This window comes from Pseudomonas sp. TREG-RG-20F-10-E-6-01 (genome assembly GCF_022662455.1).
GTDB lineage: Bacteria > Pseudomonadota > Gammaproteobacteria > Pseudomonadales > Pseudomonadaceae > Aquipseudomonas.
Genome location: NZ_JAKNQP010000001.1, coordinates 1306403 through 1331352, shown reverse-complemented (window position 1 = coordinate 1331352; position 24950 = coordinate 1306403). Strand labels below are relative to the sequence as shown.

Below are 24950 nucleotides of genomic sequence, written 5' to 3'. Positions count from 1 at the left end.
GCAACGAACGCCAGCAAAACGCGCATTCTCCGAATAACGCGAACGTTCTGATATCGAGCGAAAGCCCAACCTTCTCCCCGAGATCGCCAATATCAGCGGACGCTCCGTCATCCCGTTATTCGCGCCGCATGCCGCGACCGCCCCCTCGACCAGCGGCTCAATCCCGGCCGACAAATTTGCACAGTTATTTCTGAACCAGACCATTAGAATAGGCACCTAACCTTTTTTAGAGTTCGAGCCCTAACTATGCCCGATCCGGTTGATACCCCAGCGGTGTCGGATTTACCCCTGGACGATCTGGTGGCATGCCATGAGTGCGACTTGCTGATGCGCAAGCCCACGCTCGCTCGAGGCGAAAAGGCTCAATGCCCACGCTGCGGTTACGAGCTCTATGCTCACCGCTACAATGTCGTTGAGCGAAGCCTCGCCTTGGTAATTGCCGCGTTATTGCTGTACATCCCTGCGAACTTTTTACCCATCATGCAGCTCAATCTACTCGGGCAGTCCTCAGAGGACACCGTTTGGAGCGGCGTTGTAGGTCTGTTCGATACCGGCATGCAAGGCGTCGCCGCAGTGGTGTTTCTGTGCAGCATGGGCATCCCATTGCTCAAATTGCTCTGCCAATTGGCTGTGCTGCTGAGCATTCGCTGGAAGATCGGCCGCAGCTATGGGTTATTGCTCTACCGCATTTACCATCACTTGAAAGACTGGGGAATGTTGGAGGTCTACCTGATGGGCGTGCTCGTGGCGATCGTCAAACTCGCCGACATGGCCTCCATCACGGTCGGTCTGGGGCTTATCTGTTTCATCAGTCTATTAATGGTTCAGGTGCTGCTTGAGGTGGTGATGTCGCCCCACCAGATCTGGCAAGCGTTGTCAGGAGAGGATGATCATGCGGGCGATTGATGCAGGCATTCTGATTTGTACCGAATGCCACGAGCTGAACAAGCAAGAGGCCGACACCGATGAGCAGCTCTGCACCCGTTGCGGTGCGCTGATCCACGCCCGTCGTCCCAACAGCCTTACGCGTACCTGGGCGTTACTGGTCACGGCGGCGATCCTGTATATCCCCGCCAACCTGTTACCAATCATGACCGTTAACTCCCTTGGCCAGGGCGATCCAAGTACCATCATGGCCGGCGTGATCCAGCTGGTGCAGCACGGCATGTTCCCCATTGCTGCTGTGGTGTTTATTGCCAGTATTCTTGTACCGACATTCAAGCTGGTGGGCATTGGCCTGCTGTTGTTCTCGGTGCAGCGTCGCCAGCCGCTGTCCGCACAACAACGCATTATCATGTACCGCTTTATCGAATTCATTGGCCGCTGGTCCATGCTGGATATCTTCGTGATCGCCATCCTGGTAGCGGTTGTTAACTTTGGGCGACTTGCCAGTGTCGAGGCTAATCTCGGTGCTGCAGCGTTCGCCAGTGTGGTGATCTTGACGATGCTTGCCGCAGTAACTTTTGATCCCCGACTGATTTGGGACAACACGGAGTCGGACGACGACCATGAGTGATTTGCCAAAAGCTAAAACCCGCCCGGCCTCCAACTGGTCGGCCATTTGGGTGTTGCCCCTGATAGCCCTGATCATCGGTGGTTGGCTGGGATGGCGTGCCTATTCCCAACAAGGCATCGAGATCCAGGTGCGCTTTGAAAGTGGCGAAGGCATTCAGGCCAACAAGACCGAAGTGGTCTACAAAGGCATGCCCGTGGGCAAGGTCAAGACCCTGGCCCTGGACGACGAGGGCAACAATCGCGGGGTGATCGCCACCATCGAGATGAACAAGGATGTGGAGCAATACCTCAAGACCAACACCCGTTTCTGGCTGGTCAAACCCAGTGTCAGCCTCGCCGGTATCACCGGTCTGGAAACCCTGGTCTCGGGTAACTACATCGCCGCCAGCCCTGGAGACGGCGAGCCGTCCCGCAAATTCAAGGCCCTTTCCGAAGAGCCGCCTTTATCCGACGCCAAGCCCGGCTTGCACCTGACCATCAAGGCCGATCGCCTGGGCTCGCTCAACCGTGGCAGCCCGGTGTTCTACAAGCAGATTCAGGTTGGCCAGGTCAAAAGCTACTTGTTGTCCGAAGACCAGAGTACGGTCGAGATCAAGGTCTACATCGAGCCCACTTACGCCAGCCTGGTGCGCAAACATACGCGCTTTTGGAACGCCAGCGGCATCAGCATCGACGCCAACCTCTCCGGCGTGAAGGTGCGCAGCGAGTCTCTCTCGAGCATCGTTGCCGGCGGCATCGCTTTCGCTACACCCGAGAACCGCAAGGACAGCCCTCCCACCGATCCAAGCCTGCCGTTTCGCTTATACGAAGACTTCGACGCAGCGGCGGCCGGTCTCAAGGTCAAGGTCAAACTCACCGACTTCGAAGGTCTGCAGGCCGGGCGCACACCGGTCATGTACAAAGGTATTCAGGTCGGTAGCCTGAAAACCCTGAAGATTGACCCCGACCTGTCCAGCGCCAATGCCGAGCTCACCCTCGACCCGCTTGCCGAAGACTACCTGGTGCAAGACACCCAGTTCTGGGTGGTCAAACCGTCCATCTCGCTTGCCGGTATCACTGGCCTGGAAGCGCTGGTCAAAGGTAACTACATCGCCATTCGCCCTGGCGACAAAGGCAGTGCGCCGCAGCGCGAATTCGTCGCTCGGGCCAAGGCACCACCGTTGGACCTGCGTTCCCCCGGCCTGCACATGGTGTTGTTCACCGACAGCCTCGGCTCGCTGGATGTCGGCAGCCCGATCCTCTACAAACAGGTCAAGGTGGGTTCGGTACAGAGCTACCAGTTCTCGCGCAAGAACAAGCAATTGGTGATCGGTGTTCACATCGAGAAGGAATACGAAAACCTGGTTAACGGTTCGACGCGCTTCTGGAATGCCAGCGGCGTCACGCTGACGGGCGGGCTCACCGGGGGCATCCAGGTCAAGAGTGAATCCCTGGCCAGCTTGATGGCCGGCGGTATTGCCTTCGAGACCCCGGAACCGAACGTGCCGCTGAAAAAACGTATCCCGCGCTTCCGTCTGTTTGCTGATCGCGAAGCCGCCAATCAACACGGCACGCTGGTGACCATCAAGGTCGATCGCGCCGACGGCCTGCGCCCCGGCACCGCGGTACGCTTCAAAGGCCTGGACGTGGGCAAGATCGAGAGCGTCGACCTCAGTGCAGATATGCAGTCGGTGTTGCTCAGCGCGCGCATCACCCAAGTGGCCGATCGGATCGCCCGCGCCGGCAGCCAGTTCTGGGTGGTCAAGCCTGAATTGGGCCTGATGAAAACCTCGAACCTGGAAACCCTGGTCACGGGCCAGTACATCGAGGTGCAGCCATCCGCGAAAAACGCCGGCCCACAAAAGAGTTTCGTTGCGTTGGACAAGCCACCGGAGGCGGCCCGTCAGGAGGAAGGCCTGAGCCTGGTACTCAGCGCGGCACGCCGTGGCTCGTTGAAGGAAGGCGTTCCGGTCACCTACCGTGAGGTCACCGTCGGCAAAGTCACCGGCTACGAGCTGGGTCAGACCGCCGACCGCGTGCTGATCCATATCTTGATCGAGCCCAAGTACGCGCCACTGGTGCGCAGCGGCAGCCGCTTCTGGAACACCAGCGGTTTCGGTCTCGACTTCGGCCTGTTCAAAGGCGCGACAGTGCGCACTGAATCCCTGGAGACGCTGGTCGCCGGCGGTATCGCTTTCGCCACGCCAGACGGCGAGCGTATGGGCAATGCTGCCCGGCCGCAGCAGACCTTCCCGCTGTTCGACAAGTTTGAAGATGAATGGCTGACCTGGGCGCCTAAGATTTCGCTCGGCAAGTAAACCGAGGCGCGGCCATCGCGGGCAAGCCCGGCTCCCACATTCAAGCGCATTTATCCTGTAGAAATGCGCTCACCTGTGGGAGCGGGCTTGCCCGCGAAGAGGCCATAACAGGCGAAAAAAAAGGCCCCTGGATGCTCACCCAGGGGCCTTTGTGCATTTCAGCTCAGTGGATCAAACCTCATCCAGCTCCGGCTCATCCGCCTGCACATTCACGGTCGCCTTCACCGCATCGTGACGACGGATGTACTTCCAGTCCGCCTCGTCAATGTAGATGCCGTTCGGTCCACTGCCACCTTCCAGGTCAATCGCCACCTGGGCGGACACCTGCGGCTTCACACTGGCCAGAATCGGCACAAAACCCAGCTGCAAACTGGTTTCCAGCAGCGCCGCCTGGTTTTTCTCATCGATGTCCGCTGCCTCATCGAGGTAATACGGCAAACGCACACGCCCGGCCTGATCACGGTCCATCAAGTGCAGCAACAAGTACATGTTGGTCAGCGCCTTGATGGTCATGGTGGTGCCGTTGGATGCCGCGCCGTCGATGTCGGTGTGAATCACCGGCTGGCCATGCACCTTGGTGATCTCGAACGCCAGCTCGAACAGGTCCTTGAGGCCCAACTGGTTATGGTTGGCGGCTACCAGGCGCGCCAGGTACTCCTTGGCTTCCTCGTTCTTGTTGTCTTGCTCGGCGCTCTGGCTGAGGTCAAACACCGACAACGTCTCGCCTTCTTCATACTGACCGGCACTGTGGATGATCTGATCGATATGCTTGAGGGCTTCCTTGTTCGGCGCCAGCACAATGCGGAAGCTTTGCAGGTTGGACACCTGACGCTTGTTGATCTCGCGGTTGAACAAGGCCAACTGGTGTTCCAGGCTGTCGTAGTCGCTGCGGATATTGCGCAGGGTGCGCGCAATATCGGTGACGGCTGCACGGCGTGCCTTGCCCAAGGTCAGGGCTTCGTCAGTGCGGTGCGCATACGCGTTGATCAGCAGTTGCAGGCGACGTTCGACGTCATCCTCGCTGTCAAACTTGGCCACGCCTTTAAGGCGAACCTGCGCATACAAGGCTTCGATCTGGCCATCGGCGCGCAGTAAACCCTGCCAGCTGTCCTGATAGTCATTGAGCAGCGGCAGCAGGTTATCCATGGAGTCATCGACCGGGTCCATGAACGGCGTGCCGAACGGCAGGTCTGCCGGTAGCAGCTGGCGACGGCGCAACGCGTCATCCAGCGTGCGTTGCTTGGCTTCCATGTCGCCAATCTGGCGCCCAACCAATTGCAGCTTGGCCGACAGTTGCTGCACACGTTCGGTGAAGGCGTCGCTGGAGCGCTTCAACTCATCCTGGGCGGCTTCCATTTGCGCCAGGTTTTCCAGCTTCTCGCCTTCTTCAGCGCTCAGGGTCTGGGCGCGACGGAAGTCTTCCAGTGCCTTCTGCGCATCCAGCACTTGCTGGTACAGCGCCTCAGTCTGGGTCTTGCTCGCTGCGCGGTCGGAGGCCACGGCCTGCTGGGTCTTGAGTTGCTTGAGTTCTTTTTCCAGGCGCTCTTTCTGGTCGCGCAACGCCGCGCGGTCCGCCAGGGCCTGCAACGCCGGTGGCTCGATGTGCGAGATGTCGATGGACAGCCCCGGCACTTCGAAGCGCTCGCCTTTGAAGCCGTCGAGGATCTGCTCCAGGGATTTGACCCACTGACCGTCCTCATCCAGCGTGATGCCGTGCTCGCCCAATGGCAGGCTGAACAACGAGCTGTTGAACAGGCGCATCAGACGCTCGACATCCTGCTGCGAAAACTCTTCGCGCAGTTTGGCGTAGCTGTTGTTGTCCGCGTGGTCGAGCTGCTGCTTGACCGACTTCAAGCGTTTTTCCAGATCGCGCAAGCGCTCGTCCAAATCCTCGGCGCTGAACTGCCGCGACTGCGCCAGGGCGCCCGCCAATTCATCGTGAGCATCCTTGGCCGCCAGCAGCTGCTGCTCCAGCACCTTGACGTCATCCACCAGGGCGAAGCGATGCTTGAGCACCGACAGCTCGCCCAGCCAACGCTGGATGCCGCTGATTTCGCGCTCCAGGCGCATCAGCTCCTGGGTGCCACCGCGCTGATCGTTTTGCAGCGCGTCCTGCTCATTGCGGTAATGCTCGGCCTGGATCGTCAGCTCTTCCTTGCGCGCACTGGCGTAGTCCGACCAGGTACCCAGCAACGAATCCAGCAAGGGCGACAGGCGATGCAGTTTGCCGCGCAAAACATCGCGCTGCCGAACGCCGTTGGCCAACGCCTCAACCAACGGACCGGCCGCCACCAGCGAGTTGTAATCCTGCTCCATGCGCCTTACATCGCGGAAGGCTTCTTCGCACGCCGCGATGTAGTCCACGCTGCCGGAACGCAGGCTGTGTTCGAAGGCATCCAGGAACAATTGCTTGAGCTTGGCGGCGGTGATTTCGCGCATGTGCAGCAGGTTGATAAACAGTGCGCGGAAGGTCTTCAGGCTCTGCTCGCTGGTAGAGCGCAGTGGAATCAGGGTCAGGTCCAGCGGGATCGACGTGTGGCCGCCCACCAGCAAGCGGCGCAGTTCGTCCGGCTTGAGCTCGTAGGCTTTCAGGCCTTCGCGCTCAAGGTTGGTGAACAGCTCTTTCTGACGCAGGCAGGTGTCGTTTTTCTGGTAATGCGCCAGGTCCAGCTTGCCGGCATAGGCAAAGAACTGGTGCCCGAAACCACCGCCGGGGCCACGCCCGACCACGCCGATCACGTGCGGGCCGTGGGGCAGCGAGACTTCCACGAGGATGTAGCTGGTGTCGGTGGCAAAGTAGAAGCGCCGCGATTGCTCCAGGGTGTACTTGCCGAAACTCATGTCCGACATGCGCGCCAGAATCGGGAACTGCAGGGCGTTGATCGAGGCGGATTTACCCAGGTTGTTCGCGCCGTACACCGACAGCGGTTCTTCCAGCGGGAACAGGCCCAAACTGTAACCGGCGGTGTTCAATAGGGCGAAGCGGCGGATGCCGTAGCGTTCCTTGCTCATGCGTCGGTCTCCTGTTCTTCGGCAATGGCGCGGGCCAGGGCGTCTTCTTCGCTTTCTTCGTCAAAGTCGCTCAAGTCCAGCGGATCGTCGGTCTTGAGCAGTTTTTCATCGCTGTCTTCGTCGATGATCACCGGCACCGGCAAGGGCAGCACGCTGTGCACACTGGCGGCGAGGTCGCGGTCCTGCTGCACCGACAGGCACACGTCGAGGAAACGGTGCATCGGCGGCAGGAAGCGATACACGCCGTTGTCTTCGCTGGCAAAACCCAATTGGGTCATACGGCGCATGATTTTTTCTTCAAGTTCTTCCTGGGTCTGCACTTCGGCCTGGATAAACAGGTCGCGGTACTTCTCCAGCAACGACGGCAATTCGTCACGGCCCAGGCTGCCGCCGTCGAGCACGGCGATCGGGTCGCGACCCTGGTCGGCCAGGTGCTCGACAAGGATGAAGGTGAACAGCGCCAGGCGCTGGGCGGTCTTGTTCACTTGCGCGCTGGCAATCGCCGAGTCCGGCACAAAGTAATAGAAGCCGCGTGTATCGCACACCAGTTCAAAACCCAGCGCCTTGAACAGCGTGCGGTACTGGTCCTGGAAGTTTGACAGTTGCGCGTACAGCTCCGGGTCGCGGCGGCTGACGTGGTAACCCTTGAACAGCTCGCGAAAGATCGGCGCCAGCTGGGACAGTTCGGATAGATCAAGATGCATGAGGTGTACTCGCAGAATTCTCGGCCATATCAGCGCCGGCCGGGAGCAGGGCGAATGAGCGCAGGCTGACCTGGTGCTCGTGTGTGTGGTAATCGCGGCGTTCCAGGCGTTCGCGCTTGAAGCGTTTTTCACGGGACAGGCGTGAGAACCAGTACAACAATTCGTCGGTGGCGCCGTCCGGTTCCTGCTCCAGCAGCCAGGTCATCAGGTCTGGCATCGGCAGCGCGTCTTCGCAGCGCTCGAGCATTTCCTTGACCGTGCGCGGTGCACGCTGGGCGTCGCCCTTGTGGGATTTGTGCGCCTTGGGGAAGCGCGCCGGTTTCGGCTCGAAATTCGCCAGCGCGTACACATACGCCTCGACCTGGCTGGCACTGCCGAGGAAGGTGCTTTGCGGCCGCGTGAACATCGGCATCGCCGCTTGCGGCACGGCGTCCAGGCCTTTACGGCGGATGGCCGACAAGGCCAGCGCGGCGCCACGGGTCACGGCGTTGTGCCGGCGCGCTTCTTCACGCAGCGGCAGCAGCAATTCGCGCGCATGACGCAAGGTCAGTTGGGCGCTGGTCTGCATTTCGAGGATGCGCGCGTGGGTGCGCAGCAGCATGTCGTCATCGACCAGGTGGCCGAGGCGTTGTTGCTCGGTCAGCATGCGCAACAGCACGTTTTCGACCTTGCGCACGCCTTGCTCGAAGGCGCCGTCGGCGTTCACCAGCTGGATCATCGGCTCGACGTATTCGTCCCAGGTCGCCAGCACTTCGGCGTAACGCTGGCGCAACGGGATCTGCCGGTCGCTGGTCTTGGCGCGGTCGGCCACGGCCGCGAGGGCTTGTTCATCGTTGGCGAGTTTTTTCAATACATCGCGTACGCGCATGTCCAGCAGGCGCAGCTGGCGGGCCAGGTCGTGGCCATCGCGGATGTCGAAAGCGTCCTGAATGTAGCCGGCCAGGCGCTCAAGGTGACGCAGGTAGGCTTCAATTTCCAGGCACAGGCCAAGCCGGTGCTCCTTGCGAAGATAGGCCAGGAAGTCGTGGATCTGTGCGTTGAGCTCGAAACGGTTCGGGCTTTTGGCGACAGGCACCAGGATATCCAGGCGAATCCACACGTCCAGCAGGCTGGTGATGTCCTGGGGCGTGCTGTCCAGTTGTTGGGCGGCCAGTTGCGCGCGCAGTTCGCCAAGGCTCAAGGTGCCTTGGTCGAAGTGTTCGCACAGTGGCTCAAGTAAGGCCCAGTGTTCGGCGAGGGCGCGCAGGACGCGCTTGGGTTCGATCATGGGAATGGCCGGCTGGTTGGCGATTAAAAGTCGCGATTGTACTGCATCAGGCGCGGGATTTATCCACAGCCGGTCAGTGCGCAGTGGGCGATTGTTACCGAACAGCGGTAGAATCCCCGCTCTTTAGTTATCCACAAGTGGCCGAGCTGTGCTTATCGAGTCCCGACGTCGCGCTTACTTGACCGCCATGCAGGTGGTCAACTGGCTGCCCCGCACCGAACTGCCGTTTGCCGCCCCGTCGCGGCCCGAGCTGCTGCAGGCGCTTGAGCCTTATGAGGCGTTTGACGTGTCGGGGGAAGAGGCGGCTGCGCCGGTGGCCGTGGTCAAGCCCACGCCCGAATCGCGCCCTGTCGTCGAGCGGGCGAAGGTCGAAGTGCCGCGCCCGGCGCCAATGGCCAAGCCAGTGGTGGCCGAAACGGTTGCGCCGGTAGCCAAGGCGCCCGTGGTGCCGCCGCCGCGCTTTGCCCTGCAATTGCTGCGGGCCGGGCGTTGCCTGCTATTGGTGGAGTTACCCACAGGCGAGCGCTTCCAGACCCGCGACCCGGCCTACATGTTGCTCAAGGACATGCTGCGCGCTGCCGGCTTGCCCGACAGCCCGCAAATCGTCGGCGACCCGGTGCGCTGGCCGCTGCTGGTGCGTGGCAACATGGACCAGGGCCCGGAAGCCGCGCGGGATTTTGTGCAAGGTTTTGTTTCGGCGCGCCTCGAAGACGAGCCATGCGTGTGCCTGTGGCTGATCGGCCTGCCCGCCGTGCGGTTTGCCGGCGAGGCGAATGCCGAGGCCTGGTACCGTGAACTGCAGGTCGAGGGCCTTGGGTCGGTGTGGGCCCTGCCGGGCCTGGAATTATTAATGGAAGAGCCACAGCGTAAGGCTGATGTATGGCAAGCCATGCGCCGGCTGATGGCGCGCTGGAAAAGTACCGATGAGTGAAGCTTTATCTTTCCGCCCAATGACCGAGGCGGACCTCGACGCTGTACTGAAGATTGAATACGCGGCGTTCAGCCATCCGTGGACCCGCGGGATTTTTCTCGACGGCTTGGGCAAGTACCAGATCTGGTTGATGTTTGAAGGTGAGCAGCAGGTAGGCCACGGCGTGGTGCAGATCATCCTCGATGAGGCGCATCTGCTGAACATTACCGTCAAGCCGGAAAACCAGGGCCGTGGCTTGGGCCTGGCGTTGCTGGAACACTTGATGTCCCGCGCCTATGCCGCCAATGCCCGGGAATGCTTCCTGGAAGTGCGCGACAGCAATACGGGGGCGTTCCGCCTGTATGAGCGTTACGGCTTCAATGAGATCGGCCGTCGGCGCGATTACTACCCCGCCGTGGGTGGCCGCGAAGATGCGGTCGTTATGGCCTGCACGTTAGTGGACTGAATACAGAAGCCAATGTGGGAGCGGGCTTGCTCGCGAATACGGTGTATCAGTCAAAGATTTACTGACTGAACGATCGCATTCGCGAGCAAGCCCGCTCCCACATTTTGAACCGCGCTGTATCAGCGGTTGCCGTCGACCGGATCGATATCGGCTAACTCGGCTTCATCCAGGCCATTGCCGCCACCAATCTCATCTTCATCGACGATGCTCAGATCGTAATCCGCCGGATTATCCTCGCCTTCTTCCCGCGCATCCCGCGCACCGTCCTCATGGATCAGCGTTTCCGGGCTCATATCATCATCAGTCGGCTCATGGTCCGCCGTCGAAGCGCCAGTCATGCCCGCTTCGCGCACCCGTTCGTCGGGCATCAATTGCTCGCGCTCTCCCGGCGGGATCTCATCACCGATTTCCGCGGTCGGTTCTTCCTCGTCGAAATCCAGCTCGCGTATCGAGCCCATGCGGTCTTCGTTGTCATCAATCGGTTCCGGCTGCGTAGCGCCGTAGGGACGTCGTGATTCAGTCATGGCCAATCCTCATACTGTGGGGCTTATAGTGTGTGGACAGGCACGGCGCCCTAAAGATTCAAGCTAATTACGGCTTGGCGTGACCCGGACGAGCGGTTGTCTGTCACACAGCTGCGCATCATTCCTGAGGCTTTCCCTGATGAACGAACTACAAGACCTGCTTGATAACAACGAACGCTGGGCGGACGCGATCAAACAGGAAGATCCCGAATTCTTCGCCAAGCTTGCCCGCCAGCAAACCCCGGAATACCTGTGGATCGGTTGCTCCGATGCCCGCGTACCGGCCAACGAGATCGTCGGCATGTTGCCGGGTGATCTGTTCGTGCACCGCAACGTCGCCAACGTGGTGCTGCACACCGACCTCAATTGCCTGTCGGTGATCCAGTACGCAGTCGACGTGCTCAAGGTCAAACACATCCTCGTCACCGGCCACTATGGCTGCGGCGGTGTGCGTGCGTCGATGCAGGACCGCCAGTTCGGCCTGATCGACGGCTGGCTGCGCACTATTCGTGATCTCTATTACGAAAACCGTGACCTGCTGGCGCAGCTGCCGACCGAAGAAGAGCGCGTCGATCGCCTTTGTGAGCTGAACGTGATTCAGCAGGTGGCCAACGTCGGCCACACCAGCATTGTGCAAAACGCCTGGCACCGTGGGCAGAGCCTGTCGATTCATGGCTGCATCTATGGCATCAAGGATGGCCGCTGGAAGAGCTTGAACACCACCATCAGTGGTTTTGAGCAGTTGCCGCCGCAATACCGCCTGCGCCCGTTGGGCGAAGCCTAAGGTCTTTTGCGTTCACGCCATCGGGCCATGAACGCCTGACCTTCGCTGTTTAACGGCTCCTGGCTGCCGGTGATCCAGCCCCGGCAGTTCAGCTCGCCGCACAGGCAAGCGAACTGCTGGGGCAGCGCGTCCTCGGTACTGGCGTAATCCAGCGTCAGCAAGGTGCCGGCAGCGATGGGCTGTACGGTCCAGAGCTCCAGGTCTGTGGTGTCGAAAAACACATTCGGGTCGCAGGAGTGCAACAGCAGGCCGCAGAACCAGCAGTCATACAAGTGGATACGGGGCGACAGCTGCAGCGTATGCGGGCGCCGCTCACCCACGGCATAGCCGGAAACCTTGGCGATGCGCACACGGCTGTCAAAGGCGATGCGCGCCTTGACCCCGGCGGGTAATCCGTTAGCGTCCTGAATGGGCAGAAATTGCTCGGTCGAAGGATAGCCCGGCTCAAAAAGCAGGGTTTTGAAAGGGTAAAGGCAGTCCTTTGTGCTGGTTTTAGCCTTATCCATGGCTTGAGTTTTCATAACTCTCCTGGCCTAGGCTGCATCGACCTACTGAGTTGTCTGACTGCCAGTCTTGCAGCGAATGTGTGCGACCCCAGACTCGCCCAAGTTGAATTCGATTTCTACTGTCAAATCTGACAGTAGAAACCGTTCTGTTTGTGCGCTTTATAGCGCTGGCGCGGTAAGAGATGCTGCTGGCACGACGCCCTTCAACTGTTTCAACTGGGCCTTGATTGCAGGCGTGGCGCATTTGGCGTTGGCCTGTTCAGGGGTCAGGTTGCGGACCGAGGTGTAAAACAACTCACAGGTCTGCTCCTTGCGCGTGACCTGCCAGGTGTTCATGCACGCCTTTAGCAACACATTCGGATCGCTGGCGGGCTTCTGTCCCATGCCGGCTTGCCAGCAGGCAGCGCTCAAATCCTGGCCCATCACCTTCAAACCGGCTTCGTCGGCTTTTTGTTCATTGCCGTCGTAGGTGGCAGGGTCTGCCGCATACCAGATGTAGCTGGGGTGGTTGGCGCCCAGCACCGACACGGGTTTGCCCTCGGTGGGGCTGATCTGCGCCAGGCCCAACACCGCCACCGTCTGACCGTATTGCTGTTTGATCCAGCTGCGCACCGGCGCACCGAACGCCACCATCGGTAATGAGCCGTTGGCGTGCAGGCTCAGTTCTTTGACCATGCGGGTCTGATAGTCGGTGAAATAGCTGTAAACCGTTTCCAGGTCCTTGCCCGCGTTGGACGGCGCGGCGATGGGGGCGATATCGATGATGGTCTGGTAGGCCGGGGTTTCGGTGGCCGGGATGCCGTTGTCGGTGAGCAACGTGGCCCAGCGATCCGTGGTGGCCGATTCCAGGTAATCCTGGGCCTGGGTCAGCGAGTAATCCGGCGGGAAGTGCAGCAGCTCGATGCTTTTGCGGTTTTCCAGCGCCATGCCCAGCGGCAGGAACAGGTACCAGTTGTAGGCCCATTTGCCGTCGGTGTTGAGCTTGCTGGCGCCTTGGTAGGCCAGGTCGGCGGTGTTGAGCAGCGTGGTGAGGGGCTGGCCGTAGTGGTCAGGTACGCCGCTGAAGGTCGCCACGACCTCGCCGTCATGGGTTTTCACGCTGACCTTGGCGCGGCTGTACCCGTCGCGCTGCAAGCTCTGGTTCAGGTAGTGCTCGGCGGTCTGCTCCAGCGTCCATGGCCGAAAGCAGATCACGTTGCAGTTATTGGGAAACGCGAACACTTGGGTGACGCGTTGCGTGCTGCCCAGTGGTACTTCGATATCGGCGTGTACGAGCGCACTGGCCAGCAGTGCGACCAAGGTGAAGGACAGCCTGGTCGGTTTGAACATAGTTGGTTCCTTGTCAGCGAAAGCCCGTCTGCGCGGGGTGAAAGCCCACCTGCACACAGTAGCGGCTGACCAGGAAAACCGCGTGCTAAATCGCCAGGCGTGTCGTTATTGGATAAGAAAACCTACAGCTTGAATTGCAATGCGTTGCTCAAATCGCCCATGGGCGTCTGGCCGCGGGAAATCATCGCGTCATCGCGCTGCTTGAGGCCGTCCAGTTTCTCCAGCTGGAACACCCTGGTGATCAAGCGCAGGATCGATGCCGTGTCGTAAACCGTGTGGTCCACGGTGCCTTTGCGCGCAAACGGCGACACCACCAGCGCCGGAACCCGCGTGCCCGGGCCCCAGCGGTCGCCTTTGGGCGGGGCCACGTGGTCCCACCAGCCGCCGTTCTCGTCGACGGTCACCACCACCACCATGTTTTTCCACTGCGGGCTTTCCTGCAGCACTTTCAAGGCGCGAACGATGTGGCGATCGCCCGAGGCTACGTCGGCGTAACCGGCGTGCATGTTCAGGTTGCCCTGAGGCTTGTAGAAGCTCACGGCAGGCAGCTTGCCGGCCTGGGCGTCGGCGAAGAATTTGTTGGTGCTGGCCTCATCACCCAAGCCGCCATCGCGCAGGCGTTTATCACGCTCGGCGCGGTTTTCTGGCCCTTGTTGCTTGAAGTAGTTGAACGGCTGGTGGTGATACTGAAAGTTGGGGATTTTCGGAATGCCGCCCGAGTCCTTGAATTGGTCGAGGGTCGCTTGCCACGCCCCGGCGTACCAGGCCCAGTCGATGTTCTTTTTCGACAGCTTGTCGCCGATGTGTTCGTGGGTCTGCGGCACCAGCACGTTGGGCAGGTCGGGTTTGGAGTAATCCGGGTTGTCCGGGTCGCGAATCCAGGTCGGCCAGTACGGCGGGGCGAGGGTGTTCACGCCGTAGCCATCCGGCGTCAGTGCGCTGGGGCCAAACTGCGGTGGGCCGGTCATGGCGCTGGCGGGTGACTTGTCCAGCGGCTTGAGACGCGGATCAGCAGGGTCATCGCTTTGCAGCGTGGCAATCTGCGCTTTGGCCACCGACTGCGCGGCGTTCGGATAAAACGGCGCCGTGGCGCTGATCAGGTACTGGTGGTTAAGAAACGAGCCACCAAATGCACCCTGAAAGAAGTTGTCGCACAGCACAAACTCCTTGGCCACATCCCACAGGCGCAAGGAATAACGGCTCTGGGCGTAATGGCCCATCACCAGGCCACCGGAATCGCCCCAGGCCACAAAGTTGTCGTTCTTGCCGCTGTTGATCTGCATCTGGTTCTGGTAGAACACGTGCCACAAATCGCGCGTGACCAGGCTCAAAGGCAGGTCTTCGGCGTTCGGGCCTTTGAGGGCGAACGGTGCGTTGGGCAGGTTTTCCTGGAATTGCACTTCGCTGGGGTAGGTCACCCCGTCGACACTTTGCGGGCCGACTTGCAACACACCGCCCCAGGTTGGCGGCAGGCTGGTCAGCAGGCTGCCGTCGCGGTCGCGTTGCTGGGCATCGGCGCCGGAGAGCGCCGACAGTGGTTTTTCTACGCCAGGGAAATCAGCAAACAAATTGTTGAAGCTGCGGTTTTCGGCATAGATCACCACCACGGTTTTCACCTGGTCGTGCAAGGCCTTGTCCAGCTCTTGAGGTGTGAGCGGTCGCGTCACCGGTGTGCTCGGTGCTTCACCGGTGTTGCCGCAGGCACTCAAGGTCGCGCCGACCCCCAGCACTGCCGCGCCCCCCAGGAAACGCCGGCGGCTGGTGTCTACCGGCGGTTGGGCGATGGAATCGGGAGAAGGGCGGTCTTCGTGCTCGTCACTCATTGCTGGGAGTCCCTGCGCGGTGGTTGTTTCAAGATATTTCGCAGGACGGTAGCAATGCAATGTGACGAAAAGAAGACAGCCGGGTTAAAGCCTCAGGTCGAAATGTGGCAGCGGGCTTGCTCGCGAAAGCGCTGTGTCAGTCAACCGTTTCCGTCACTGACCCGCGGGCATTTTCGCGAGCAAGCCCGCTTCCACCCTGACCGTGTTAGGGCATGACGGGCGGCAAATACTTCAACGTCGTCCCCAACGCCCACAGCAGGAACAACACCAGCGGCGTGTGCACCAGCAACTGCACAAACGAAAAGCCGATCAAATCCCGCGCCTTGAGCCCCAACACGCCCAGCAGCGGCAGCATATAAAACGGGTTGATCAGGTTCGGCAGCGCCTCGGCCGCGTTGTAGATCTGTACTGCCCAGCCCAGGTGGTATTGCAGGTCGTTGGCCACTTGCATCACGTAAGGCGCTTCGATGATCCACTTGCCGCCGCCCGACGGAATAAAGAAGCCCAGCACCGCCGAGTACACACCCATCAACAGCGCATAGGTGTCGTGTGAAGCAATAGAGGTGAAAAAGGTCGAGATATGGTGCGCCAGGGTTTGGCCGTCGCCGCCCTTGACCACCGTCATCAGCGCCGCGATGGAGCCATACAGCGGAAACTGGATCAGCACGCCGGTGGTGGTCGGTACGGCGCGCGCTACCGCATCAAGGAAGCTGCGCGGGCGCCAGTGCAGCAGTGCGCCGACCATGATGAACAGGAAGTTGTAGGTGTTCAGCCCCGAAATCGCACTGATCGCCGGCTTGGTCGAAAACTCATGGAACAGCCAACCGGCCGCCAGCAACGCCAGCAGAATAGCCAGCAGCGGGCTATGTTCCAGCCATTCGCCCGGACGGGTGGGCGCTTGAAGCTTGGGCAGGTTGAACGCCGGGTCGACGCCGCAGGCCTTTGCATCACGGGCGCTGTTCGGGCCGGGCGCGGTGGCGTAGGCGATGATCAACGAGACCACGATCAGCGCCAGCAACATCACCCCGGATTGCCACAGGAAAATCGTGTCGGTGAACGGGATCACCCCCGTAATCGACAGGATCGACGGCGGCAAGCTGGCCGGGTTGGCCTGCAACTGCGCGGCCGACGACGACAGCCCCAGCGCCCACACCGCGCCCAGGCCCAGGTAGGCCGCAGCACCGGCCGCGCGGTAATCCATGCGTAAATCCGTGCGGCGGGCCAGTGCGCGCACCAGCAACCCGCCGAACACCAGCGACAAGCCCCAGTTGAGCAGGGACGCGACCATGGAAATCAATGCGACCCAGGCCACTGCCGAACGGCCGTTTTTGGGGATACGTGCCAGGCGGTCAATCAATTTCACCGCCGGTGGCGAACTGGCCACCACGTAACCGCCGATCACCACGAAGGCCATCTGCATGGTGAACGGGATCAGACTCCAGAACCCGTCACCAAAGGCTTTGGCGGCTTCGGTGGGTGCGGCGCCCATGCCCAGGGTCGCCACGGCGACGATGATCACCGCGAGGGCGGCAAACACCCAGGAATCCGGAAACCAGCGTTCGGCGAAGTTGGAGCAGCGCAGGGCAAATCGGGCATAGCGGCTTTCTTCGATAGCATCGGCCACGAGTCATTCCTCTTGTATTTATTATGGTGTTGGCAGTTTTACGGCATGTTCCGCTACGGCCATTGATATGGGAATGCAGTTATCTTCATCGATCCATGAGTAAAACAAATATATCTGCCGTGATTGCCATCACCGGACTCAACTCATAACCTGCACGCCATTTTGTTTGTCTGCCGAGCTTGCACATGACTGCCACCTTCTCCCCACGGGCGCAGCGTTTTTCCCGCTCCGACTACAAAACCCTGGGCCTGGCCGCCCTCGGCGGCGCCCTGGAAATCTACGATTTCATCATCTTCGTATTCTTTGCGCTGACCCTCAGCCAACTGTTTTTCCCGCCCGAAATGCCCGAGTGGCTGCGCCTGCTGCAAAGCTTCGGCATCTTCGTGACCGGCTACCTGGCGCGCCCGCTCGGCGGCATCCTGATGGCGCACTTTGCCGATCACCTGGGTCGCAAACGCGTGTTCAGCCTGAGCATCCTGATGATGGCGCTGCCGTGCCTGCTGATCGGGATCATGCCGACCTACGCGCAAATCGGCTATTTCGCGCCGCTGATCCTGCTAGTGCTGCGCGTGCTGCAAGGCGCCGCAGTGGGCGGCGAAGTGCCCAGCGCCTGGACCTTCGTCGCCGAGCACGCACCGCGTCATCACCGCGGTTACGCCCTGGGTTTCCTGCAAGCCGGCCTGACCTTCGGCTACCTGCTGGGCGCACTCACTGCCACGCTGCTGGCGCAAGTCTTCACCCCAGCCGAAATCCTCGATTACGCCTGGCGCTTCCCGTTCCTGCTCGGTGGCGTATTCGGCGTGATCGGCGTGTGGCTGCGCCGCTGGCTCAGCGAAACTCCGGTGTTCCTCGACATGCAGGCCCGCCGCCAGGCGGCCGCCGAACTGCCGCTGCGCACCGTGCTGCGCGACCATCGCGCCGTGCTGCTGCCGGCGATGATCCTCACCTGCGTACTCACCTCGGCCGTGGTGGTGCTGGTCGTCATCACCCCGACCCTGATGCAAAAAACCTTCGGCATGAGCCCCAGCCGCACCTTCGCCTTGAGCGCGCTGGGCATCGTTTTTCTGAATATCGGCTGCGTACTCGCCGGCCTGCTGGTGGACCGTATCGGCGCCTGGCGCGCGGTGCTGGTCTACAGCCTGTTGCTGCCAGTGGGGATTGCGCTGCTGTACGCGAGCCTTATCAACGGCGGCCTGTGGCTGGGCGCGGCGTACGCCGCGGCGGGCTTGAGCTGCGGCGTGGTGGGCGCGGTGCCGTCGGTGATGGTGGGCCTGTTTCCAGCGCACGTGCGAGTGTCGGGGATTTCCTTCACCTACAACATTGCCTACGCGTTGTGGGCGAGTACTACGCCGTTGCTGCTGATCGCGCTGATGCCCTCGCGCCCGTGGATTTGCGTGGGCTATTGCGTGGTGATGGGCGCGGTCGGGGTGGCGAGTGTGGCGCTGTTTGGCAAGCGCCACCCAGTAAACGCTGTTACAAATGGCACTTAGGGCCATTAATTGACGGTTAGGAAGGTCGCTCCTATAGTCACGCCCAATCTTGACGAGCACACTTACCTCTATGTCTCAGGTCGCCTATGTCAACCCTGCAATCCTGTCCTGGTCTCGCCAGCGAGCAGGGCTATCTGAAGCGCAGGTTGCCAAAGGTCTCATGGTCAAATTGGACCGGCTGAAGGAGTGGGAAGGCGGCCAGAGTCTTCCCACCTTCTCCCAGGCGCAAAAGTGGGCTGCGATTGTGCACGTGCCTTTCGGCTATCTCTTTCTCAGGGCTCCTCCACTAGAGCATTTGCCTCTTCCAGACCTGCGTACTGTGGGTGGCGTTTTTCCAGATGAGCCCAGCTTGAACCTGATGGACACAGTGAGAGACGTGCTCCGTAAGCAAGACTGGTACTTGGAGTACTTGCAGGATCACGAACGAGCCCCGTTGCCCTTTGTTGGACATTTCAATAGCCACTCGCCGATCAAAGACGTTGTTGCAGATATTCGTCGCGTACTTGGCGTGACGGATGCATTTGCTCGAATGGGTTACGAAGACTATGTGAGGGCTTTGGTGAGTGGTGCGGAAGAGGCCGGAATTCTCGTCATGCGAAGTGGTGTTGCCTTGGGCAACACCCACAGGAAACTCGATGTCAGTGAGTTTCGAGGTTTTGCGATCAGCAATCCGATGGCCCCGGTGGTTTTCATCAACAGTGCGGACGCGCCCACGGCGCGGCTTTTTACATTGATGCATGAACTGGCGCATATATGGATTGGTAGCACGGGCGTGTCTGGTGGCAGCAGTCAAAGCGCCCGTCAGGAAGAGGCCTTCTGCAATGCGGTGGCTGGAGAGTTTCTAGCGCCGGAACTCATTTTCCGAGCGCATTGGGTTGCCGATGTTCACTGGGAAGAAAACCTGGGGCCTTTGGCCGGACGCTTTCGTGTCAGCGCATTGGTGATTGCACGGCGCGCCCGTGATCTTGGCTACATCAGTAATGATCAATACGGCGCTTACTACCGCCGGATCTTGCAGGAGTATCGAGATAAAGACGGCAGTGGAGGCGACTACTACCGCACAGCAGCTATCAGGAACAGCACTCGGTTTAGCAAGGCCGTTCTCGCAGAAGCACAGAGCGGGCGAATTTTGTTGCGGGACGCAGGAAAATTGCTGGGTGTGCAGCCAGCTAAGCTGAAGACTTATGGGATGAAACTATCGGCATGAAGCATCTATTGGATTCGAATACATTAATCGAGGCCAAGAACCGTTATTACGGGATGACGATCTGCCCAGGCTATTGGGCATGGATACTTCAGCAGCATCAGGCCTTGGAAATTGCCAGTATTGTTCCAGTCAGAGACGAACTAGCCAAAGGCAACGATGAGTTGACGCTGTGGGTAAAGGGTAATGCTGGACTGTTTGAAGACTCGAGTGATCAACAGACCCAAGTGGCCTTTGGGAATATTGTCTCAAGAATTGCCGAGCAAGTACCGGTGATGAAGGCCGGAGCACTGGAAGAGTTTCTTGAAGGGGCAGATGCTTGGCTAATCGCCAAGGCGATGACGACGGGGGCTGTGGTTGTCACACATGAAGTCTACAACCCTGACATCAAGCGCAAATACACCATTCCCAACGTGTGTGCTCTGTTTGGCGTTCCGTACATGAACACCTTCGAGTTGCTCAGTAAGCTCGACGCTCGTTTCGTTTTACATCACTGACAACGTGAAGGGGAGCGCGCCCCCCCCCGTTACAAGATCTTCAGGTCAGAAAGTGCCAGAGCAACAGCGTACCAACCAGGCCGACCACGGAAACGATGGTTTGCAGCACCGACCACACCCAGATCGTCTGCTTCAATTGCAAGCCAAAGTACTCGCGCACCATCCAGAACCCGGCGTCGTTGACGTGGCAGAAGAACACCGAGCCGGCGCCAATCGCCAGCGCCACCAGTGAACTCTGCGTCGCCGTCAAACCCGCCATCATCGGCGCGAGAATGCCCGCCGTGGTTGTCGTGGCGACGGTCGCCGAACCGGTGGCCTGGCGCAGGGCCACGGCAATCAACCAGGCCAGCAGCAAATACGGCATGTGCGCGCCTTCGGCGACTTTACTGATGGTCTGGCTGACGCCGGCGTCCAGCAATGTTTGCTTGAGGCCTCCGCCGGCGCCGATGGTCAACAGCAACACGGCGATGGGCGCGAGGGCTTTGCGCAGCGTGTTGCCGACCTCGGCGCGTGGCATGCCGGCGGCCCAGCCCAGGCAGATCACGGCGGCGATGACAGCCAGGCCGAGGGCAATCAGCGGTTCACCGAGGAACTTCAAGGTCAGTGCCAGCGGGTTTTCCGGCGCCATCGCGACTTTGGCCAGGGTGCTGCCGAGCATCAAGATCACCGGCAACAAAATGATCAGCAACGACACCCCGAAACTCGGCTGGCGCGGTGCCTTGGGCGGTGCGCTGAACAGCGCGCCGATGTCGGCCGGCTCATCCACCTGCATGCGCTTGGACAGCCAGTTGCCATACAGCGGGCCCGCGAGAATCACCGCCGGCACCGCCAGGCAGAAGCCCAGCAACATGGTCAGGCCCAAGTCGGCGTGCAATGCGCTCACCGCAATCAGCGGCCCCGGGTGCGGTGGCATCAGCGCGTGCAGGGTAGTCATGCCCGCCAGCGCCGGAATGGCGATTTTCAGCAGCGGCTGATTCGAACGTTTGGCCATTACGAAGATGATCGGCACCATCATCACCAGCCCGACTTCGAAGAACAGCGGCAGGCCGATCACCATCGCCACCAATGCCATCACCCAAGGCAACGACTTGCCTTTGCCCAGCCCGAGCAAGGTGGTGGCGATACGGTCGGCGGCGCCGGATTCGGCCATTAATGCACCGAGCATCGAGCCCAGGGCAATGATGATCCCGGCCTCACCGAGGATCGCCCCGGCGCCTTTGCTGAAGGCCTTGGCGACCTCTTCCGGCGGCAGCCCCGCGCCGACGCCGGCGATAAACGTACCGATCAGAATCGATAAAAATGGCGGCAGCTTGGTCGCGCTGATCAGCACAATAATGCTGGCGATGGCCAGCAGAACGCAGAACATGAGACGGGTGTCGTGAACCATCCACGCGGCAGTCGATAACTCCAAAACGGGACTCCTTATCGAACAGGTTGGCTAATTTGTTTCTTTTTGTTTCCTGCTCAAAAAGCATACCTGATAGAACTGTTGCAGAGCGTCCATGGGCGATTTTGGTGCGCGCGATATAACGGCGAGCTGTCGCGCGGATGACAAATTTGCAACCCCTGCGCGGGGATCTGGCCTATAGCTCTATGATCAACGAACCCCACCTATTGAGGAATTTTCATGAGCGCAGGACATAACCACGGTCAGGTACGCGCCGGTCACGAGCGTCTTCTATGGATCGCCCTGGGGCTGACCAGCAGCTTCATGATTGCTGAGGTGATCGGCGCGTTTATTACCGGCAGTCTGGCGCTGTTGTCCGACGCCGCGCACATGATGACCGACGCCCTGGCGCTGGCGATTTCTCTGGTGGCCATCCAGGTCGCAAAGCGCGCGGCCGACCGCAAGCGCACTTTTGGCTACGCGCGTTTCGAGATCCTCGCGGCGGCGTTCAATGCGCTGCTGTTGTTTGGCGTGGCGTTTTACATTCTGTATGAGGCCTATCAACGGCTGCAGGCACCGGCTGAGATCCAGTCCACCGGCATGCTGGTGATTGCGTTTTTGGGGCTGATCGTCAACCTGATCTCGATGAAACTGCTCAGTGCCGCCAGCGGTGAAAGCCTGAATGTGAAGGGCGCTTATCTGGAGGTGTGGAGCGACATGCTCGGCTCCATCGGCGTGATGATCGCGGCGGTGGTGATCATGTTCACCGGGTGGGGCTGGGTTGACTCGGTGGTGGCGGCGGCGATTGGTTTCTGGGTGTTGCCGCGCACCTGGACGCTGCTCAAGGAAAGCATGAACGTGCTGCTGCAGGGCGTGCCGGACGGCATCGATATCGATCAGGTCGAGCAGGCCATTCGGGGTGTGCCGGGGGTCAAGGACGTGCACGACCTGCATATCTGGGCCCTGACCAGTGGCAAAAATGTGCTGAGCACGCACTTGGTGGCGGATGCTGCGCTGAACACGGAACAAAAAATCCTTAGCCAGGTGACGGAATTGCTGCACGAACAATTCGATATTTCCCACGCCACGATTCAGGTGGAAGGCGAGGGTTTTGTGCACGACGAACATGACGAGGTGCATGCCTGAGCCCGGCTAACGGATTTGTAATGTTGCGCCCACGGCCCTGATAAGTACCGAAAGCTACATTGCCCCCCGCTGGGAAATCTCAGCGACTTCATGGGCGTGGAACTTTCGTTATGGCACTTTCCGTTAGAACACTTTTGGGGGCAGCAGCGTTGTGGGTGGCCGCAGGTGCTGCCCAGGCGCAAACCCTCTCTCTGGATGCAGCCCTGCAAGCCGCCTTCGCCAACAACCCTGACCTGGCTGCTGCGCAATGGGACATCGACATTGCCCAGGGCGGTCGCCAGCAGGCCGGCTTGATCCCCAACCCGGTGGCTTCCTGGGATGCCGAAGACACTCGCCGCAACACGCGCACGACCACCCTCAAACTTAGCCAGACCCTGGAATTGGGCGGCAAACGTGGCGCGCGCATTGACGTCGCGACGCGCGCCCAGGACGCCGCGGCGCTGACCCTGGAGCAGCGTCGCAATGGCCTGCGCGCCGACGTAATCGACAGTTACTACAGTGCTTTGCGTGCCCAGCAGCGCCTCGACTTGGCGCAACGCTCGATGGCCCTGGCCGAGCGTGGCCTGGTGGTCGCCAAAGGTCGCGTCACCGCCGGCAAGTCATCGCCGGTGGAAACCACGCGCGCGCAGGTGCAGGTGTCGCAGATCCGCCTGGAATTGAACCGCGCGCAAATCGGCCTCAGCGATGCCTATCGGCGCCTTGCCGCCAGCACCGGCAGCGCCACGCCTGACTTTGAGGACGTGGCCGCGCAAAGCCAATCCGCGCCGCCCTTGCCGGCCGCCGCGCAATTGCTCGCGCGGCTTGAGCAAACCACCGAACTGCGCCTGGCCGACCTGCACATTATTCAAAGCGAAGCCAGCGTGGGCCTGGAAAAGGCCCAGCGGATTCCCGACCTCGATGTGTCCATCGGCAGCCAGTACGACGCCAGCGTGCGTGAACGCGTGAACCTGGTGGGCGTGTCGATGCCGATCCCGCTGTTCAACCGCAACCAGGGCAATGTGCTCGCCGCCAGCCGCCGTGCCGATCAGGCCCGCGATTTGCGCAACGCGGTCGAACTGCGCCTGCGCACCGAAACCCGCCAGGCCCTGGACCTGTGGCAAACCGCCGACACCGAAGTGCGCGCGTTCAACCAACACATCCTGCCCGCCGCCCAGAGCGCGGTGGACAGCGCCACCCGTGGCTTCGAGATGGGCAAGTTCAACTTCCTCGACGTGCTCGACGCTCAGCGCACCTTGATCGCAGCCCGCACCCAATACCTGGTGGCGACCGCTCAGGCGACCGACGCCTGGGTGCGCATCGAACGGATTTACGGCGACCTCGCCCGGTTTTGATTTTTTCTGGAGTCTTTTATGAAGCATAAACACGGTGTGGCGCTCGCCGTCGCCCTGGGCCTGATGCTGTCTGGTTTTGCACGGGCCGAAGAGGAAGAAGAAGGCAAACTCGAACTCACCGAGCAGCAGATCCAGGCGGCCGGTATTCAGCTCGCCCAAGCCCAACCGCGCGCGATCAGCACGCTGCTGACGCTGCCGGGAGAAGTGCGTTTCGACGAGGACCGGACCTCACACATCGTGCCGCGTGCGGGCGGAGTGGTGGAGGCGGTGAAGGTCAACCTTGGCCAGTCGGTGAAAAAGGGCGAGTTGTTGGCCGTGATCGCCAGCCAGCAGATTTCCGACCAGCGCAGCGAGTTGGCCGCCAGCGAGCGACGCGTCGAGCTGGCGCGCACCACCTTTGAGCGCGAGCGCCAGCTGTGGAAGGACGAAATCTCCGCCGAGCAGGACTACCTGCTGGCGCGCCAGACCTTGCAGGAAGCGGAAATCGCGCTGACCAACGCGCGTCAGAAGATGACGGCGCTCAGCGGCAGCGCCGTACTGGCCGGCGGTAATCGCTACGAGCTGCGCGCGCCATTCGCCGGTGTGGTGGTGGAAAAACACTTGGGCGTGGGCGAAGTGGTCGGCGAAACCAGCAACGCCTTCACGCTCTCGGATTTGTCCCAGGTGTGGGTCACCTTCGGCGTGTTTCCCAAGGACTTGAACAAGGTGCGCGTCGGTAAACCGGTGAAGGTCAGCTCCACTGAAATGGGCACCGAAGTTCAAGGCACCGTGGCCTATGTCGGCAACCTGCTCGGCGAGCAGACGCGCACCGCTACCGTGCGCGTGACCGTGCCCAACCCCGACGATGCCTGGCGCCCAGGGTTGTTTGTGACTGTGCAACTTGCCACCGACACCTACCAGGCCAAGGTCACCGTGCCGCAAACCGCCATCCAGACCGTCGAGGACAAACCCTCGGTATTCGTGCGCACGGCGGACGGTTTCATCACCCGCCACCTCGAACTGGGCGTGAGTGAAAACGGCTACGTCGAAGTGCGCCAGGGCCTTGAAGCCGGCGCGCAAGTGGCCACCGAAGGCAGCTTCATCCTCAAGTCCGAACTGGGTAAAGGCTCGGCCGAGCACGCCCATTGATCCTGC

22 protein-coding genes are annotated in these 24950 nt (G+C 60.7%); 12 read left to right on the top strand and 10 right to left on the bottom strand.

Features of this window, described 5'->3' with window-relative positions; translation table 11 throughout:
- The coding region (locus L8K08_RS06300) for a hypothetical protein (RefSeq protein ID WP_242195013.1) at positions 1 to 204 on the bottom strand (204 nt) is incomplete at its 3' end.
- Positions 205 to 246: 42 nt separating this feature from the next.
- Here L8K08_RS06300 and L8K08_RS06295 point away from each other — a divergent pair.
- The 3 genes from L8K08_RS06295 to L8K08_RS06285 are packed head-to-tail and all read left to right on the top strand — an operon-like array spanning position 247 to position 3812.
- Positions 247 to 906 (top strand): paraquat-inducible protein A, encoded by a 660-nt coding sequence (locus tag L8K08_RS06295; RefSeq protein WP_242195010.1) that lies wholly within the window; start codon positions 247 to 249, stop codon positions 904 to 906.
- The gene (locus tag L8K08_RS06290; protein WP_242195008.1) at positions 893 to 1516 is read left to right on the top strand and encodes a paraquat-inducible protein A; all 624 of its coding nucleotides are present in this window, start codon (positions 893 to 895) and stop codon (positions 1514 to 1516) included. The genes L8K08_RS06295 and L8K08_RS06290 overlap by 14 nt, the downstream gene beginning before the upstream one ends.
- On the top strand, positions 1509 to 3812 hold the full coding sequence (locus L8K08_RS06285; RefSeq protein ID WP_106578504.1) for an MlaD family protein: 2304 nt from the start codon (positions 1509 to 1511) through the stop codon (positions 3810 to 3812). The genes L8K08_RS06290 and L8K08_RS06285 overlap by 8 nt, the downstream gene beginning before the upstream one ends.
- A gap of 171 nt (positions 3813 to 3983) precedes the next feature.
- Here L8K08_RS06285 and mksF read toward each other — a convergent pair whose 3' ends face one another.
- Genes mksF through mksB form a run of 3 tightly spaced genes read right to left on the bottom strand, consistent with a single transcriptional unit; the run spans position 3984 to position 8795 of the window.
- Positions 3984 to 6824 carry an Mks condensin complex protein MksF gene (gene mksF / locus L8K08_RS06280; protein WP_106578505.1) on the bottom strand — a complete coding sequence of 947 codons (2841 nt, stop codon included), beginning with the start codon at positions 6822 to 6824 and terminating at the stop codon, positions 3984 to 3986.
- Positions 6821 to 7528, bottom strand: a complete 708-nt coding sequence (gene mksE, locus L8K08_RS06275) for an Mks condensin complex protein MksE (RefSeq protein WP_145165472.1) — start codon at positions 7526 to 7528, stop codon at positions 6821 to 6823. Before mksE ends, mksF begins: the two co-directional genes overlap by 4 nt.
- Positions 7518 to 8795, bottom strand: coding sequence for an Mks condensin complex protein MksB (gene mksB / locus L8K08_RS06270; protein ID WP_145165474.1), 1278 nt, complete (start codon positions 8793 to 8795; stop codon positions 7518 to 7520). The genes mksE and mksB overlap by 11 nt, the downstream gene beginning before the upstream one ends.
- Positions 8796 to 8982: 187 nt before the next feature.
- On the opposite strand from mksB, the gene L8K08_RS06265 reads away from it, so the two are divergent.
- Positions 8983 to 9726, top strand: a complete 744-nt coding sequence (locus tag L8K08_RS06265) for an energy transducer TonB (protein WP_145165603.1) — start codon at positions 8983 to 8985, stop codon at positions 9724 to 9726.
- On the top strand, positions 9719 to 10171 hold the full coding sequence (gene rimI / locus L8K08_RS06260; protein WP_003188286.1) for a ribosomal protein S18-alanine N-acetyltransferase: 453 nt from the start codon (positions 9719 to 9721) through the stop codon (positions 10169 to 10171). The genes L8K08_RS06265 and rimI overlap by 8 nt, the downstream gene beginning before the upstream one ends.
- Before the next feature lie 119 nt (positions 10172 to 10290).
- Here the strand turns inward: rimI and L8K08_RS06255 are convergent, their stop codons facing one another.
- Positions 10291 to 10695, bottom strand: a complete 405-nt coding sequence (locus tag L8K08_RS06255; protein ID WP_242195005.1) for a serine kinase/phosphatase — start codon at positions 10693 to 10695, stop codon at positions 10291 to 10293.
- 139 nt (positions 10696 to 10834) lie between these two features.
- Between L8K08_RS06255 and can the strand changes: the two genes are divergently transcribed.
- Positions 10835 to 11479 carry a carbonate dehydratase gene (gene can / locus L8K08_RS06250; RefSeq protein WP_010213394.1) on the top strand — a complete coding sequence of 215 codons (645 nt, stop codon included), beginning with the start codon at positions 10835 to 10837 and terminating at the stop codon, positions 11477 to 11479.
- Here the strand turns inward: can and L8K08_RS06245 are convergent.
- The 4 genes from L8K08_RS06245 to L8K08_RS06230 form a co-directional block, all read right to left on the bottom strand.
- Entirely contained in the window at positions 11476 to 12000 is a 525-nt protein-coding gene (locus tag L8K08_RS06245; RefSeq protein WP_242195002.1) for an SET domain-containing protein-lysine N-methyltransferase, read from the bottom strand. The genes can and L8K08_RS06245 overlap by 4 nt on opposite strands.
- 144 nt (positions 12001 to 12144) lie before the next feature.
- The gene (locus tag L8K08_RS06240; protein WP_242194999.1) at positions 12145 to 13314 is read right to left on the bottom strand and encodes a hypothetical protein; all 1170 of its coding nucleotides are present in this window, start codon (positions 13312 to 13314) and stop codon (positions 12145 to 12147) included.
- A 122-nt stretch (positions 13315 to 13436) separates the two neighbouring features.
- Positions 13437 to 15137 (bottom strand): acid phosphatase, encoded by a 1701-nt coding sequence (acpA, locus tag L8K08_RS06235; protein ID WP_242194996.1) that lies wholly within the window; start codon positions 15135 to 15137, stop codon positions 13437 to 13439.
- A 205-nt stretch (positions 15138 to 15342) separates the two neighbouring features.
- Positions 15343 to 16761, bottom strand: a complete 1419-nt coding sequence (locus L8K08_RS06230; protein ID WP_242194993.1) for a TIGR00366 family protein — start codon at positions 16759 to 16761, stop codon at positions 15343 to 15345.
- A 185-nt stretch (positions 16762 to 16946) separates the two neighbouring features.
- Here L8K08_RS06230 and L8K08_RS06225 point away from each other — a divergent pair, with 185 nt between their 5' ends.
- From L8K08_RS06225 to L8K08_RS06215, 3 genes are all read left to right on the top strand, one after another.
- Complete coding sequence (locus L8K08_RS06225; RefSeq protein WP_242194990.1) at positions 16947 to 18251, top strand: MFS transporter; 1305 nt, start codon at positions 16947 to 16949, stop codon at positions 18249 to 18251.
- A gap of 70 nt (positions 18252 to 18321) precedes the next feature.
- On the top strand, positions 18322 to 19458 hold the full coding sequence (locus L8K08_RS06220; RefSeq protein WP_242194987.1) for an XRE family transcriptional regulator: 1137 nt from the start codon (positions 18322 to 18324) through the stop codon (positions 19456 to 19458).
- Complete coding sequence (locus L8K08_RS06215) at positions 19455 to 19952, top strand: DUF4411 family protein (RefSeq protein ID WP_145165490.1); 498 nt, start codon at positions 19455 to 19457, stop codon at positions 19950 to 19952. The genes L8K08_RS06220 and L8K08_RS06215 overlap by 4 nt, the downstream gene beginning before the upstream one ends.
- Before the next feature lie 40 nt (positions 19953 to 19992).
- Here L8K08_RS06215 and L8K08_RS06210 read toward each other — a convergent pair whose 3' ends face one another.
- Complete coding sequence (locus L8K08_RS06210; RefSeq protein ID WP_242194984.1) at positions 19993 to 21363, bottom strand: gluconate:H+ symporter; 1371 nt, start codon at positions 21361 to 21363, stop codon at positions 19993 to 19995.
- 216 nt (positions 21364 to 21579) lie between these two features.
- On the opposite strand from L8K08_RS06210, the gene L8K08_RS06205 reads away from it, so the two are divergent.
- From L8K08_RS06205 to L8K08_RS06195, 3 genes are all read left to right on the top strand, one after another.
- Positions 21580 to 22485: a cation diffusion facilitator family transporter gene (locus L8K08_RS06205; protein WP_106578516.1), complete on the top strand. Its 906-nt coding sequence runs from the start codon at positions 21580 to 21582 to the stop codon at positions 22483 to 22485.
- Between the two features lie 110 nt (positions 22486 to 22595).
- The gene (locus L8K08_RS06200; RefSeq protein WP_242194981.1) at positions 22596 to 23816 is read left to right on the top strand and encodes a TolC family protein; all 1221 of its coding nucleotides are present in this window, start codon (positions 22596 to 22598) and stop codon (positions 23814 to 23816) included.
- Positions 23817 to 23834: 18 nt separating this feature from the next.
- Entirely contained in the window at positions 23835 to 24944 is a 1110-nt protein-coding gene (locus L8K08_RS06195; RefSeq protein ID WP_242194978.1) for an efflux RND transporter periplasmic adaptor subunit, read from the top strand.
- Positions 24945 to 24950: the final 6 nt, after the last annotated feature.

Excerpts from the sequence above, each read along its gene's own strand:
- rimI (WP_003188286.1), top strand. The coding sequence starts at position 9,719 with ATGAGTGAAGCTTTATCTTTCCGCCCAATGACCGAGGCGGACCTCGAC.
- L8K08_RS06265 (WP_145165603.1), top strand. The coding sequence starts at position 8,983 with ATGCAGGTGGTCAACTGGCTGCCCCGCACCGAACTGCCGTTTGCCGCC.
- acpA (WP_242194996.1), bottom strand. The coding sequence starts at position 15,137 with ATGAGTGACGAGCACGAAGACCGCCCTTCTCCCGATTCCATCGCCCAA.
- L8K08_RS06285 (WP_106578504.1), top strand. The coding sequence starts at position 1,509 with ATGAGTGATTTGCCAAAAGCTAAAACCCGCCCGGCCTCCAACTGGTCG.
- L8K08_RS06295 (WP_242195010.1), top strand. The coding sequence starts at position 247 with ATGCCCGATCCGGTTGATACCCCAGCGGTGTCGGATTTACCCCTGGAC.
- L8K08_RS06240 (WP_242194999.1), bottom strand. The coding sequence starts at position 13,314 with ATGTTCAAACCGACCAGGCTGTCCTTCACCTTGGTCGCACTGCTGGCC.
- mksF (WP_106578505.1), bottom strand. The coding sequence starts at position 6,824 with ATGAGCAAGGAACGCTACGGCATCCGCCGCTTCGCCCTATTGAACACC.
- mksB (WP_145165474.1), bottom strand. The coding sequence starts at position 8,795 with ATGATCGAACCCAAGCGCGTCCTGCGCGCCCTCGCCGAACACTGGGCC.
- L8K08_RS06200 (WP_242194981.1), top strand. The coding sequence starts at position 22,596 with ATGGCACTTTCCGTTAGAACACTTTTGGGGGCAGCAGCGTTGTGGGTG.
- L8K08_RS06245 (WP_242195002.1), bottom strand. The coding sequence starts at position 12,000 with ATGAAAACTCAAGCCATGGATAAGGCTAAAACCAGCACAAAGGACTGC.
- L8K08_RS06290 (WP_242195008.1), top strand. The coding sequence starts at position 893 with ATGCGGGCGATTGATGCAGGCATTCTGATTTGTACCGAATGCCACGAG.
- L8K08_RS06220 (WP_242194987.1), top strand. The coding sequence starts at position 18,322 with ATGTCTCAGGTCGCCTATGTCAACCCTGCAATCCTGTCCTGGTCTCGC.
- mksE (WP_145165472.1), bottom strand. The coding sequence starts at position 7,528 with ATGCATCTTGATCTATCCGAACTGTCCCAGCTGGCGCCGATCTTTCGC.
- L8K08_RS06215 (WP_145165490.1), top strand. The coding sequence starts at position 19,455 with ATGAAGCATCTATTGGATTCGAATACATTAATCGAGGCCAAGAACCGT.
- L8K08_RS06255 (WP_242195005.1), bottom strand. The coding sequence starts at position 10,695 with ATGACTGAATCACGACGTCCCTACGGCGCTACGCAGCCGGAACCGATT.
- L8K08_RS06205 (WP_106578516.1), top strand. The coding sequence starts at position 21,580 with ATGAGCGCAGGACATAACCACGGTCAGGTACGCGCCGGTCACGAGCGT.
- can (WP_010213394.1), top strand. The coding sequence starts at position 10,835 with ATGAACGAACTACAAGACCTGCTTGATAACAACGAACGCTGGGCGGAC.
- L8K08_RS06195 (WP_242194978.1), top strand. The coding sequence starts at position 23,835 with ATGAAGCATAAACACGGTGTGGCGCTCGCCGTCGCCCTGGGCCTGATG.
- L8K08_RS06225 (WP_242194990.1), top strand. The coding sequence starts at position 16,947 with ATGACTGCCACCTTCTCCCCACGGGCGCAGCGTTTTTCCCGCTCCGAC.